The organism is Streptomyces sp. DS1-CR2 (genome assembly GCF_055760475.1).
This window is the reverse complement of the sequence record NZ_CM147085.1, coordinates 5,425,570-5,440,245: the sequence shown is the minus strand read 5'-3', so window position 1 is coordinate 5,440,245 and position 14,676 is coordinate 5,425,570. Positions and strand designations below refer to the sequence as shown.

The window sequence follows — 14,676 nt, the reverse complement described above, 5'->3', positions numbered from 1 at the left end:
GGAACGCCCCCACCTTCATCTCCGCCCCCACCCTCTGGTCGATCTTCATCACGCACGCGCACCAGCAGCCGCACGGGCAGACCGAGAACCGGCCCGCGGAAATGTTCCCGCGGGCCGGTCCCGTCTACGCGCTGCCGACTCGATCAGTCGGCTTCGATGTCCGGTGTCGCACTCGGAAAGTCCGGCGGCAGGCCGTCAGGCGCCACTGCCCCCGTGACCAGGCCGGCCAGATACTCCGTCAAGGTTCCCTTGAATTCACACCAGTCGTCGTTGTGACCGCTGACGAGAATCGTCCAGGACTGCGGGTCCGCGCCATTTGCGCGCCAGAAGAAGACGTCTCCGTCACAGGAGTCGCCCCAGGGGACGAGACCACCTGGTTCCGGATATGGCACGTTTCCGTGCGACATTCCGGAGTCCCGTAGCTCTTCCAAGTTACGGAGCAGTCCCTTCATTCCCCGGACGAAATTTTCCTCCTCGCCGGGGGTCGGGATGTGAAGCCCCAGGAACTCGTCGACGGTGAAGCGTGGATACGCCTCGGCGAGTTCGACGAAGTCCGCAGGGAAGACGACCCCTGTCTCCTCCGCGAGGAAGTTCCAGTCGACCCCCCTCGGCTCGTCCGCCCGGATGTCCAGAAGCTCCGGCAGCGCTTCCTCTAGTTGCTGGAGGCTCAACAGGTCACCTGGCTTCCTGGTACGTTCTGCACCGTCACACCGGCGAATAGCACACCGTTCGGGGTCGTGGCTGTCATCGTGATGCCGGTCGGGATGTTCTCCCTGCCATTACCATATTGCAGCTGCCCCGAGTACAGCACTGGTTGTCCCGACTCCAGGGCAGTGGCCATCTTGTTCTCGCACCGCTTCATGCCGGGGTCGTTCATCTCCCGGAAGCCGGTGAAGATGTTCTCGCGCACCCAGGCTCCGTTGAACCGGTCACCGATGATGTGAGACCGGTTGAAGATCCAGTTGTTGTCCTTGTCACGCTTGCCCACATAGCCGGGCGGGTTCCAGGAGCCCTGACGCTTCCCTCGTGAGTTCGGCGGCTTCAGGTCCTGCGGGCAGATGACTGCCGTGGCGCCCGTGGGGGCACCGTCCACAAGCGGCTGATAGTTGTACCGCTCACTGCGCGGCTGGTTGCACGCGCCTCCCGAGGTATCGGGCAGCAGCGGTGGCCGGTTCGCACCGCGGTCGATATCCACCCAGTGCTTCTCGACCTTGTCGTCGTCCCCGAAGACCTGGTCGGCGATCCAGTCGACTGCCATGTCCGACGGGCTCTCGAACCCGGCGATATCAGCCACCACGCTGATGGCCGCACTGGCGAGGTTGCGCTTCCCGACGGTCTTGAACCCGAACTTGAAGAATCCCTTGACTCCACCGCTCGTGGCTTCCTGGAAGGTGCTCTTCGCGACGGACTCGATGGTGTCGATGACACCGCCGACGGCAAAGTGTCCGTCGATCTCCACCGAGGAGGTCGGGTTGCCGCCCGCGAACGCGTAACGGTTTCCGGTGTACGGGTCGCTGCCGAGGTTCATGTCGGCGAGGGCGCCGTTGTACATGTCCCGGGTGGTGAATCGGTTGAGGCCCGGGTTGTAGTCGCGGAAACCCATGTCGTACGTGCCGGACTGGGCGTCCCAGCGCTTTGCGTTGTAGCGGTACGGGTTGTACGCCTCCTTGGTGGGGTCGATGGCGTCGGGCTTGTCAATGCCGGTGAACTCGGACTTGTCGTCCGAGCCATAGGCCGTGTAGCCGTACGTCGCCTTGGTGTCGCCGTCCTTGTCGGTGACAGTCTCGACGTCGGTGTGGCCGTTGTAGCCGTAGTAGCCGTCTTCTGTGGTGCCGTCGGCGTTGTGCTTGACCTGCGACAGACGCTCGCCCCACGCGCTGTACTGGTACGACTTGGACAGCGTGCCGTCGACCTTCTCGTCCAGGACCTCGTCGGACAGGCCCAGGTACTCGAAGTCGGTGGTCTTGCCGTCCGCCGTCTTGGAGGCCGTGCGGTCCAGCGGGTCGAAGGTGTACTTCGTCGACTTCAGCGCACCCGAGCCGTCCATCTTCTGCGCGTCGACGACGTGGTCGAACCCGTCGTAGACGTTCCGCTCGACCACCTTTCCGCCGGCCATGACCGACTCCTGGCGGCCGTACGGGTCGTAGGTGTACTTCGCCGTCGAACTCCCGGTGGTCGCTGACAGGAGCCGGTTGCGGTCGTAGTTGTAGTTACTGGTGGTTCCCTGAACGCTCTGGCTGATTACGTTGGCGTTGGAGTCGTGGACATACGACTCGGTGCCCGCGCCGGTTCCGGTCTTGACCGACTTGGCGAGCCGGTCAACCGGGTCGTAGGTGTAGTCCGTCGTCGAGGACAGATACGCCGCGTGATCATCGGCGTTCATCTTCTTCGCGACGTCCTGCGCCTTGTTGCCATTCGGGTCGTAGTCGTACGTGTGCGAGGCGACGAGCGTGCCGTTCGGCTTCTTCTCCGTGGTCGTCTTCAGCGAGCCGTCCAGGTAGTAGCCGTAGTCCACGGTGTTGGTGTTGGCCTTGGTCTCGTTCAGCACCTGGCCGCGGTCTGTGTACGTGTAGGACGTCACCTTCGGCGAGGCGTCCGTGGCGGACTTGCCGACCGACACCGTCTTGACCAACTCTCGCAGGTCGTAGGTGTACTTGGAGAACTGGTCGGGGTGCGTGACCGTGTCCTGCTGGCCGTTGGCGTCGTAGGTGAAGGAGGTCGCCTTCTTCTCCTGACCGGCCGATGTCTCGGTCACCTTCTGAACCTGGTTGAGGCCCGTGTATGCGACCGTATAGGCGTCGATCTTCGCGGTGGACGAGGTGTCGTCGATCGACGTCGTGTTGCCGTTGACGTCGTAGGCGTACACGAAGTTCTTCTTCTCCGTGTCGGCAGGATCACCTGCGGTGTCGCGCACCAGCTTCACACCGTCGGCGACCGCGATGCCGCCGCTGTTCTGGTCCAGCTTCAGCTTGGCGTCCTCGCCCTGCTTGAGGCTGTACGAGCCCAGCGACACCCATGTACCGGTGTTGGCGTTCTGGTCCTTGGTCACCGAAGGCTCAGTCGTCGCACCGTGCGTCAGCGTGTACTTCGCCGTCGTCGCGGCGCCGGTCACCGTCGGAAACTTCACGTACGCGGCGTACGTGCCGTCCTTCGGAATGTTCAGCGTCCACGTGAAGGCATCCGTGCCCACGCCCGCCGCGTGTGTGCGGTGGTCGTAACCCTGCTGACCAGTGATGTCACCCTTCGCCCACGTACCCGTCGATGACGTGTTCTGGGTGTCCGAGTTGTCGACCAGGACCACAGACTTGCCCACCGGCACACCGTCGTCGGACTTCGACTTCAGCGAACCGTCCGCGTAGTACGACCAGGACATGGTCCGATCCGAGGACCCGCCCGCAGAGGACAGCGTCCGGCTCGTCTGCTTGCCGAGGTTGTCGTACTCGTACGTCGTCGAGATGTCCCACGGGTCGGTGGACTTCCTCGTCCAGCCGTTGTCGAAGTACTCGAACGACGTGTCGTTGCGGACCGTCTCACCCTCCGACGGCGGCAGCGACGTCTTCGACACCCGGCCCACGGCGTCGAAGTCGGTGCGCGTGTACACGTTCGGGTCGTTGTAGCGCCCGTCCGCCGGGTCATAGGGCTGGAACTGCTTGACCGGACGGTTCAGGGCGTCGTACTCGGTGCGCTGCGTGAAGTCGTCCGCGGCGGACGTCGCGGTACCCCGCGGCGTGATCACCTTGGTGGTGTTGCCGACCTGGTCGTACTCGAACTGCGTCTTGCGGTATGTGATCGAGGTGGTTCCCGAGTACGGGACCCGGACCTCCTTCTTCATACCCCGCTCGTCGTAGTCCGTGTACGAGACGTTGTTCTCGGTGTCCTTGGCCTGGATGACCAGGGAATCCTTGTCGTACGTCCGCGAGGACGACTTGCCCGCCGCGTCCGTGACCGTGGTGACCCGGTGGTTCAGATCGAAGTCGGTCTTGGTCGTGTAGTCGTCCGGGTCGCTGGTGGCGTTCTTCTTCGGGTCGACGACCTTGATGGCGTTGCCGACGTTGTCGTACGCGTAGGAAATCTTGTCGGTCGCCGAGTTCACCACCGAGGTGAGCTGGTAGATCTCGTTGTAGTTATTGGTGGTCACGTAGTCGGTGGCGTCGGACGACGTCAGCGAGCCCTTGGGCTCCGTCGTCGTCTTCAGGTTGCCGACCTTGTCGTACCCGTAGACCGTCTTGCGCGGGTCGGTCTGGTTGTTCGCCGGTGCCGTCGCCGAGGTGAGCTGGTCAGCCTCGTCGTACACCGCTGTGGAGACCGCACCATTGGGTGCCGTCGTCTTGGTGATGTTGTCGTTCTCGTCGTAGACCGGTGCCGGGGTGGTGATGAGCACCCCCGCGTTCTGGTCCTTCGGCACGGTGTTGACCAGTGGTCGACCGAAGACGTCGTAGGTCTGGGTGGTCTTCTTGCCCAGCGCGTCCGTCACCTCGGAGACCTGACCGCGTTCGTCGTACACGTACGCCGTCGACTTACTCAGCGCGTCCGTGATGGTCGCCGGATATCCGGTCGGCCCGAAGCCGCTGTTCACGGTCGCCTTGCCGTTGGCGTCGGTCGCCTTGCTCATTTGACCGTAGGCGTCGTACTCGTACGACGTGGTGTAGTCGCCCGACGTACCAGTCGTGGCGACACCCTTCGGGTCCGTGACCGTCTTCAGGTTCCCGAACGAGTCATACCCAAACTGCCACTTACGCCCCTCCGGGGAGGTCTTGGTGAACAGGTCGGCGGAGAATCCGTCGAGGCGCGTCTGGTACGTGTACTGCGCCGAGTTCGCCGGATACGTACCGGGCGCGCAGTCCGACGACGGCGGCACGCCACCCTTGTTGTTCTCCGCGTCCCGCGACCACAGCGGGTAGCCCGTCTTCTGGTCGTAGCAGTAAGCGGTCTTCGCCCCGTTGTCCTCCTCCAGATACGTGACGTTGTTGTCCGCGTCCCAACTCATCTTGGTGACCTGCGACTTGGCGTTAGTCGTCTGCACCGGACGCCCGAAATCATCCGTCGTGTACTTCATCGCGCGGGACTCGGCATCCGTGACCGTGGTGTCGACGAACTTCGCGTTCGTGGCGTTCACCGCATACGCAAAGCCGGTCGTCCCGTTGAGACGGTCCGTGATCGTCTTCGTCCACCAGTGGTACTTCGGGTCATCGCCGGTCTTCGGCGCGAAGTAGTCGAGCTTCGTGGCCTTGCCGCGCGGGTCGTCGACCTGGACCAGCTTGACGTTCTTGTTGCCCTGCGTGGCGTCGTAGGTGAAGCCGAACACCTTCGACTGGGACGAACCCGCGCCGTCAGTGATCTTCGTCAGCAGCGCCTTGTCCGAGTACTCGAAGGTGACCTTGCGGCCCGAGATGTCGGTCATCGACTGGACGTGGTCGGCGACCTTCGGGAACGGCGCCGTCGACTTGTCGAAGTACGTGACAGTCAGCGTCTGCCGGCCCGCGGGGTCGGTGATGTACGCGAGGTACTTGGTCGGCTTGCCACCCGCCTTGTGCGTCTCGTACGTGTACGTCTGCGTGTTGCCGTTCTTGTCGATCGCGGACGTCATGTAGCCGTCGCAACCGAAGAGGAACCGGGTCCCGTCGGGGCGCGTGAGCGTCCAGGCGTCGGGGATCGGGTCCTTGTTCGGCGTGCAGTCCAGGCCCGACTTCATCGTGACCTTGTAGTGGACACCCGCAGGGGCCTTCCACGTGCCGTCGCCCTGCTTGGCGAAGACGTGCGTGGTGCCGTCACCGTCCGGGAGACGGATCTCCGTCGGGTTCGGGTTCGGGTGGAAGTCCAGCGGCGCGCCGAGGCGAATGGGCCCCGCCGCCTGCCCCGACCAGCCCGCGCCGAGCACCGTGTCCGACGTGTCGAGCGAGTTGTACGAGAACCGGGCAAAGGTGCTGAAGCCGCGGCCCGGGTTCGTGAACGCGTTGTACGACCAGACCGCGTTGCCGGAGGACAGGTTGTTCATGACCGTGGACCCGGCGCCGGTGTTCTTGCCTGTGTAGGAGTAGAACTTCTCCAGGCCCAGCGAGTTCGACGTCGGGTCCTCGACCGCCACGTTCTGCTTCAGGGACGGGATGCCACCGGTGCCCGCGGACAGCCAGCTGCCGTCCGACACCTTCTTGACGTCCCAGCCGAGGACGTAGTCCGTGCGCTTGTTGCCCTCGTCCGAGTTGATCGGCGTCTTGACCTGCGCGTGCACCGTCGCCGACTGGGCCGGCTTCAGGTTCGGGATCGCCGTGGACAGCTGGTTGCCGCCGTTGGTGACATCCGTGCCGTCGGGCAGCTTCCAGGTGTACGACAGCTGCCGCTCACCCGCGAGCCATTCGGTACCGGTCGTGTTCGTGACCGTCACGTCCACCGTGTACGTGGAGTTCGGCGTCATCCGGGCCGGCGTCTGCGGCGCGTAGTACGTGTTCTCCGACGTGGCGTCCACGTAGATCACGCGAAGCAGCGGGCCGAGCTGCTGGTCGGCGGTCTCCGATGACAGGAACAGGGTGCGCTCCTGGGGCCCGGTGGCCTCGTTGGCCAGCTTGACCATCGCGCCCTTGTTGCTGGACGGGGTCTTCACCCAGCCCTGCGTGAGCGACGTGGCGTCCCACCAATGCCGGCCGACCTCGGAGACCTGCGCGACCGTGTCGGACACCGTGGCGGAGAAGTCGCCGCCCGGCGCCGTCCACGGAGTGGTCGACGTGGCGTTGTTCCAGGTCGCCGCCGTCTCGTCGAAGTCCTTGTTCAGGCCGTGGAGTTCATAGATCGCGCCGTCGGTGTCGGTCGTCGTCTCGGCGCCCCACATGTAGAGCTTGGAGTCGAGGACCGTCGCCGTTGCCGGGATCGAACTCGTCGGGAACTTCAGCGCCGAACGCGTCTTGCCGTACGTGCCCGAGTTGTTGCCGACGCTCAGCCACTTCTGTGGCGTGTACGAGAGGATCGTGTCCTCGTTGGTGGTCGGCTGCTGGGACGAGAGGGTGGTGTCGGTGACGCCGCCCGCCGTGCCCTGGATCAGCTTCATCGTCCGGCCGGCCTTCGGCACGCCGACGATGCGTGTGGGCGACCCGATGAGGGAGCCGTCCTTTGTCTTCACCGCGATCTGGTAGTAGTACAAGCGGCCGATCTCGTCCGTGGACGAGTCGGGTGTCGGTGTCGCGGTGGTGTCGGTGTAGGCCGTGGTCGCCTTGTCGACCGGGGCCACCAGCGTGGCCGCGCTCGGCGTGAAGACCTGCTGCGTGGAGCGGTGCAGCTGGTACTCGACGATGTCCTGGCCGGTGTCGCCGGTCGAGTTGGTGTACTTCGACCAGGACAGCTCCGGGCCCGTGTCGTGCACGATCGTCGGCGAGTTGAGTGCCGAGCCGACCTTGCCGTACGTGACGGTCAGGCGCGGGTACGAGGACGTCTCGCCGCCGTAGTCGCCGTCACCGGACTCGTACCGCGGACCACCGGTGGGCGTCGCGGCCAGCGTGTCGTCCTTCGCCTGGATCACGAAGCCGTTGTTCGTGGCCGTGCCCGAGACCCACTTCTGCACGGTGTCCGTCACCGCGAAGTCGTGCCACTGGTTGTACTCGCCCGTGTCCTTCACGATCTGGGCCGGGTTCACCAGGCGGATCGAGTCGGCGATGTTGCGGGTCGTGGAACTGCCGGTGTCCCCCAGAACGATCTTCCCCGCGTTGCCCTTGGAGAAGTAGAACTGGGTGCTGTTCACCGTCTTCCACGCGGCCGCCGTGCCCGACTGGTTGACGGTCCCGGTCCCGGTGCCGTCCCGATGAGTGATCGTGTACGGCGCCGCTGTCGCCCCGTCCGAGGCCGGCGGGAAGTGCGCCTCGACCCGGTAGGACGCCGTCTCCGCGATCTGCGGCTGCCAGGTGTACGTCTCGCCGGTCAGGCTGTTCTTGTTGTAGGCGAAGTCGTCGTTGGTCGCCGCGCCGCCGGTCGTCGTCGCCCGGGGCCACTCGCCGACGGCGGCCGTACCGGTGTCGCCGTCATCGATCTGGACGGTGGTGCCGGAGAGCTCACCCGACAGCGTGCTGGTTTTGGACCAGGTGGCGTCCGACTCGGTCCACGGCCCGGTGGCCCGGTGGACCTCCATCGTGACGTCATTGGCATTAGTGGTGTGCGCCTGGTCGAAGTACATGCCCAGACGCGCCGAGTCGATCTTCGTCCCCGCCGGGATCTCGTCCAGCGGGAACTGGATCAGCGACCGCGCGATACCCGTGTCGGTCTTGCCGACGGACATCTTCCAGGTGTTGTTGAAGTTCGCCGTCGGCTGGTCCGAGAGGACCATCGTGTCCTGCGACTGCGACGGAGTCGGCGTGATCGTGATCGTCGGGTCGATCGACACCGGGTACTGCCGCTTCGGCGACGCCAGCCACTTGGCATCCGGCGTGACCTCGATGGTCCAGTTCTTGCCGTCCCGCTTCAGCTTCTGCTTGACCTTGGGGCTGTACGCCACCCCGTACGGGGAGTCCGCGTCCTTGCGGGTATCCGACATGTACGCGGCCGGGATCGTCATGACCGGCGTGTTCGGCAGTTCGCCGTACAGCTCGATCGAGCCGTTCTTGCGGGCCTTCGGCGTCAGACCGTCCGTGTCGAGGGTGAAGGTGTAGGAGACGGGTCCGTCCGGCGCCTTCGCCAGGACGATGTTCTCCTTCACCCGGCCAGGACCGACCCGGTACTCCAGGTCCGCACCGCCGGTCGCCGCGTCCTTGTAGACCACGGTCGAACCCTTGGCCGCCGGATCGACGGACTTCGCGGCACCCTTGAGACCCAGCGTCACCGCCGGACCGTCCGCGCCCGCCTGGAACTTCAGCAGCTTGTCCGGGTCCGAACCGAACCAACTGCGCCCAGAGTTGGACGTGTTGGCGAAGTCGAAGCCCTTGGCCTTCGTCGAGCCGACACCCGTGTCGATCGACTTCCACGACTTCTTCTTGCCCGAACCCGTGGGGTACGCCGTCGGCACCTGGGAGAGTTCGGCCTGGATCTGCCCGTTGGACAGCTGCCAGAAGCGCGCGTGCTCCGTGCGGCGGGACGTCAGCTCCTTGACCCGCTTGGGCTTAGCGGCCTTCTTGCCCTTCGGGAGCTTCTCGCGACTGGCTATCTCCAGCTTCCCGCCCGTCGGCGGTTTGGCCTGATCCTCGCCGTCGTCGTCCGAGAACCAGCCCTTGACCGTGTCGAAGACGCCCTTGTCGTCTCCGTGCTTGCCGGAACCCGGCGCGGAGGCGTAGGCGATCTGCGGCAGTGCGGTACTCGCCACCGCCGACACCACAAGGCAGGAGATCAATCTCCCATAGCGGACTTTCACGTCCTGTGCCCTTTCCTTTGCGGCACGCCCGCCTTCCGTGCGGTATTCCCTGCGCACGTAATGCGGGCACGCCTGATCTCCGAACGGCGATTGCGTCCGGACGTCTGGTGTGTGTGCCACTCGGGAGGGTCGGCATCTGGGCAGCGCGGATTGACCGACGTAGGTCCGGAAGGCCCATGGCCGAAGAGGCCTTCCGGGCATGCGTCGGTCGGTTTCTGGTTTTCTCCTTCGTGGGCGGACGATTTCTAATCAGGCGCACATGGTCATGTCAACAGAGGGAATCAATCGGGCAGTTGGCCCGTCACGGGTCGGATCATCCGGAGATGATCTAGCCCCGGCACCCGCTCCACGCGCGTGCCGGGCCGGTATACAGCCGGAGAATTCAGCCGGTCAGGGGGCCAGGACCCGGCCGATGCCGAATCCACTGCCGGTCGTCATGCCCAGGGTCACGGGGCCGAAGTAGAGGCCAGAGGTCGTGACCGGTCCGGTGGCGCTGTTGTTGAGGGTGAGCACCGTGCCGTCGCCGGTGTTCTCGCCCGGGGAGCCGATGGCGAGGTCCACGCGGCCGTCGCCCGTGAAGTCCGCGAGGCCCACGGCGGCACCGAGTTCGTCGCCCGCCTCGGCGGCACCGGGAACACCGGCGGTGTCCGTGCTGTACAGGGCCGAGCCATCCCCGGTCAGGCCGTTGGACGAGCCCTTGAGGAGCAGGACGTCGCCCTGGTCGGCGTCATACGGGTCGGCCTCGTTGAGGTCCTCGCCGGGGACGCCGGCCAGGACGTCGTCGATGCCGTCGCCGTCGGTGTCCGCCACGGCGACCGACGCGCCGAGGTTGTCGGAGGACTCCGCCGAGCCGGGCACGTAGTCGCTGTCCTGGCTGAGCCCGGTCGAGCGGGACGCGTCCAGGCCGGTCGCGGCGCCGTAGTACGCGACGACCTGGCCACCGAAGTTGCCGCCGACCATGCCCGCGACCACGTCGTCCACGCCGTCGCCGTTGACGTCACCCGTTGCGAGCGAGTTGGCGCCGAACGCGTTCGGAACCGTGGTGATCCCGGCGAAGTTGAGACCGGTCGCCGTACCGGGGATGACCTTCAGGTACTGCCCGCCGTCGTTGATCATGTACGTGACTACTGCGTCCACGTACCCGTCGCCGTTCACGTCGCCCGCCGCGACGTCGGACCCTTCGAGGGGGTTGCCGAACTGGGACGGCTGAACGGCGTTGGTGCGGACGGCCTTGGTGGCGCCGTCGATCGTCATGACGCTGTTGCTGCCCGCACAGAAGGCGAGCACGTCCGCCTTGCCGTCGGCATTGAAGTCGCCGATCGACATCTTCGTGCCGCAGGACTGGCCGTTGTATCGCAGTGCGGTCGGCAGGTGGTACATCGTCGGGTCTGCGGTGAAGCCGGACGCGGAGCCGTACAGCAGCGTGATGCCGCCGATGTCGTTGTGGCCCGTCGTGTCGTCCTCGCCGGAGGCCGCGACGGCCAGGTCGGCGTACCCGTCGCCGTTGATGTCGCCGTACGCGGTCGCCGAGCCGAAGTTGTCGCCGGTCTCCGACGTGCCGGGGATCGCCGTGCCGCCCATCGTGCTGTTCTGGGTGAGGAAGATCTTCGAGGCACCGTTCGGGCCGGAAGCGGCTCCGGGCACGACGGATACGGCGCCCGCCCCGGTCGCGGCGCCGTCCGTGTACGCGGGGATGCCGACGGCCAGGTCGGCCTTGCCGTCCTTGTTGAAGTCGGCCGTGGGGGCCGCCGCGGCGGCGAAGGACTGCGGCACCGAGAGGACGAGCGCGCCCGCGGCAGCGGCCGTGACGACGGCCACCCGGAGAGCCTGATGACGACTGGTCATGTTCACCATTCCGAAGGGGATAAACGATGGCGGGGTTTCTATTCACCTAAACGGGGGCGGGTCAACTGCGGGCACAATTCGGGTCGTTCCGCGAGGCGTTGCGAGGGGCGTTGTGAGTACGTTTGGGCTCCGTCCCATTCGCCCGCTTGTTCCGGACACTGGAACGGCCGCTCCCGCATGCGGTATAACCGCCCGGTTCTCCGCCGAGCGCGACGCATTCGCGCGAGGAATGCTCGCCTCACGAAAGCCAGGCCCATGCCATCGTCGTCCGAACAGCCAGAGCCGACCGAATCCACCGACACGGCCGAAGCGTCCACCGAAGAATCCGAGGCGCACGACGAAGCCGCGGGCACCAAGGACACTGAGGACACTGCGGGAGCGAAGGAGGCGAAACCCTCGGACGAGTATGAGGACGCGGACGAAGCCAAGAGTGACAAGGGAGTTGACCGGCGCGGCATTGCCGTCTGCGGTGTTCTCGTCGCCGCCTGTGCCGGACTCGTGCTCTACGGAGTGCTCGACACGGACGAGAAGCCCGAGCGTCACGTCCCCACCGCCTCTGTGACGTACGAGGTCAGTGGCGAAGGCACCGCCGATCTCACCTGGCAGGCCCGCAGCGAGTCGGGGAAGGCAGTCGCCGCGCGCGGCGTCACGTTGCCGTGGAAGAAGACGGTGCGCGTGCCGCTCGGCAAGCCGCCCATCGTGACCATCACACTCGGCGAGAAGGGCGGGCGGGCCAGCTGCCAGCTCGCTGTCCGCGGCAAGCACGTCCAAACAGCCACCGCCTACGGCAAGTTCGGCCGCGCCACGTGCCAGGGCGAGCTGCCAGCGCCCGAGGTCTCCGAATCCCCGGCGAGCGCGCAGGGAGAGCAATGATGTACCCGAGTCTCGGCCACCAGGCCGCCCGTACCGCGCTCGCCGCCGCCGTCGTGCTCAGCGTCGTCTCCCTGTCGGGGCGGTCGCAGCCCGCCGCCGCGCATGCCACCGTGCACAAGGGAGCCGTCCACACCGTCGCCGTACCGGACGGGACCGACCCCGGCAGGGGCGTCCTCACCGCCCGTTCGACCGAGCCGTTCAGCATGCTCGGCGTCACCTGGTCCGACCCCGACGCCACGCTCGGTGACGGCAGCGCCGAGATCCGTACCCGCAGCGCGGAGACCGGGCGCTGGTCGGCCTGGCGCACGCTCGAACTCGATGTCCACGCACCGGAGTCGGGCCCCGACCGTACGAAGGCCGGCGTGCGCGGTGGGACCCAGCCCCTGTGGGTCGGCACGTCCGACGGCGTGGAGGCGCGCGTCACCGGCGCGAAGCTGCCCGCCGGGCTGCGCGTGGACCTCGTCGACCCCGACGCCGGAGCACGGGTCTCCGCGGAATCGACGGAGAAGACCGCCTCGGCGGCCGGGCAGCCGGACATCACCTCGCGCGCCGGCTGGGGCGCCGACGAGTCGATCGTCGCCGACCCGCCGACGTACACGACCGACACGAAGGCCGTGTTCGTGCACCACACGGCCGGGACGAACGACTACACGTGCGCCGAGTCCGCGTCGATCATCCGCGGCATTCTCACGTACCACGTGAAGAGCAACGGCTGGAACGACATCGGCTACGACTTCCTCGTCGACAAGTGCGGGAACGTGTTCGAGGGGCGTGCGGGCGGCGTCGACAAGCCCGTCTACGGCGCCCACACCTACGGCTTCAACACGGACACGAGCGGTGTCGCCGTCCTCGGCGACTTCAACACCGCGACCTCCACCCCCGGGGTGCGCGACGCGATCGCCCAACTCGCGGCCTGGAAGCTCGGGTTGTACGGGATCAATCCGGCGGGCAGCGTCGTGATGGCCGCCGGTGCGGACAACGGGAAGTTCACGCAAGGGCAGCTGGTGACGATGAACCGGATCTCCGGGCATCGCGACGGCTACCCGACGGAGTGCCCCGGCAACAACCTCTACGGCGACCTGCCCGCCATCCGCACGCTCGCGGCGTCGAAGAACTCGCCCGCCAAGGGTGCCGATGTGAACGGGGACGGCCATGCCGACCTGGCCGCCGGCATCCCGAAAGCGACCGCGAACAACCTGGCCGGCGCCGGCCAGGTCACCGTCGTACCCGGCGCCCGGACCTCCCCCTACGCGGCGAACAAGGCCGTCGTCACGCAGGAGTCCGAGGGCGTGCCCGGCGGCTCCGAGGCCGGCGACGGCTTCGGCTCCGCGACCGCGTACGGCGACCTGGACCACGACGGGTACACCGACCTCGTGGTCGCGTCGCCCGGCGAGGAGGTCACCGCGGGCGCGAGCGACGAGGGCGGCGTGAGCGTGCTGCGCGGCACCGCGAACGGGCTCACCGGACAGGCCGGAATGATCAACGAGCCGGCCGCGGTGCGCACGAGCGGCGCGCGGTTCGGGGCCGCGCTCGCCACCGGCGACTTCGACGGGGGTGGCGGCGACGACATCCTCGCGGTCTCGCCCGGCGCCGGGCGCGCCTGGACCGTCGACGGCTCCGACCGCACCTTCTCCTCTCCCGTCGCGCTCTCGGACGGGCCCGTGCAGGAACCGGCCGTCGCCACTGGGGACTTCGATCACGACGGGTTCGAGGACGCGGCGATCACGTTCCGTTCGGCGGCCGGCGAGAGGCCGCTCGTCGTGCTGCGCGGGTCGTCGAGCGGCCTGCGGACGTCCGAGCCCTCCGTCCTCGCGGGCGCGGGCGGACGCTCCCTCTCGTCCGGCGACCTGAATGGCGACGGCTTCGCCGACCTGGTCGTGGGTCGGCCCGACGTGGCGGACGGTGGAGAGATCGCCACGTACCACGGCTCGGCGGACGGCCTCACGACGACCGGTGCGGGCGTCGTCGCCCGCGGCGAGCTCGAAGGGGCGTACGGCGGGGGCGAGTTGGGTGCCTCCGTGGCCGTGAGCGACACGGACGGCGACGGGTACGCCGACGTGCTCGCCGGTGCGCCCGGTGACGACTCCGGTGCGGGCCGCGCGTTCCTGCTGCGCGGTGGCGCGGACGGGCTGGGCGTGGCGGGTGCGGTCGCGTACGTCCAAGGTTCGGGCCCGGTGCCGGGCGCGGCCGAGGCCGGTGACCGGTTCGGTTCCGCCGTCACTGTCTCCGATCTCACCGGGGACGGCGTCGCCGGCCTCGCGATCGGCGCCGAGGGCGAGAACGCGGGCGACGGGACCGTGATGACCGTGAGCGGCAGAACGGGAGCCTCGTACGGGCCGACCGCTCTCGGAACGACAGCCGGTGCCGGTATCGGCAGGGAACTGACCAGGTGACCGCCAGGCAACTTCCAGGCGACTTCCAGGTGAGTTACAGCACACCAGCACAACCAGTGACGTTTCCCGATGGTCGATCGCTGAATAGAGCACCTACCCGCGTGACGGGTGTGGCATTTGTGAACTTCTTCGAGGGGTGGGGCATTTGAGCCCGCGTAATTCGCGTGCGCGCAGATCACATGCGTACAAACCGCTGAGTCTCAAGCGCAGGGCCTGGGTGACGGTGGGGGCCGTCGTCCTGGG

The 14,676-nt window shown here is 66.9% G+C and carries 5 protein-coding genes; 2 read left to right on the top strand and 3 right to left on the bottom strand.

Going from position 1 to position 14,676, the window contains the following annotated elements:
- Window positions 1-143 precede the first annotated feature (143 nt).
- The 3 genes from ACY0PA_RS26095 to ACY0PA_RS26085 form a co-directional block, all read right to left on the bottom strand.
- Window positions 144-671, bottom strand: coding sequence for a hypothetical protein (locus ACY0PA_RS26095; RefSeq protein ID WP_473086619.1), 528 nt, complete (start codon window positions 669-671; stop codon window positions 144-146).
- A complete protein-coding gene (locus ACY0PA_RS26090) occupies window positions 668-8,305 on the bottom strand; it encodes a DNRLRE domain-containing protein (RefSeq protein ID WP_473086430.1) in 7,638 nt (2,545 codons plus the stop codon). The genes ACY0PA_RS26095 and ACY0PA_RS26090 overlap by 4 nt, the downstream gene beginning before the upstream one ends.
- A 1,407-nt stretch (window positions 8,306-9,712) precedes the next feature.
- Window positions 9,713-11,167: an FG-GAP-like repeat-containing protein gene (locus tag ACY0PA_RS26085; RefSeq protein WP_473080053.1), complete on the bottom strand. Its 1,455-nt coding sequence runs from the start codon at window positions 11,165-11,167 to the stop codon at window positions 9,713-9,715.
- Window positions 11,168-11,422: 255 nt separating this feature from the next.
- Here ACY0PA_RS26085 and ACY0PA_RS26080 point away from each other — a divergent pair, with 255 nt between their 5' ends.
- A complete protein-coding gene (locus ACY0PA_RS26080) occupies window positions 11,423-12,040 on the top strand; it encodes a hypothetical protein (protein ID WP_473080052.1) in 618 nt (205 codons plus the stop codon).
- Window positions 12,037-14,433 carry an N-acetylmuramoyl-L-alanine amidase gene (locus ACY0PA_RS26075; RefSeq protein WP_473080051.1) on the top strand — a complete coding sequence of 799 codons (2,397 nt, stop codon included), beginning with the start codon at window positions 12,037-12,039 and terminating at the stop codon, window positions 14,431-14,433. The genes ACY0PA_RS26080 and ACY0PA_RS26075 overlap by 4 nt, the downstream gene beginning before the upstream one ends.
- The last annotated feature ends 243 nt before the right edge of the window (window positions 14,434-14,676 follow it).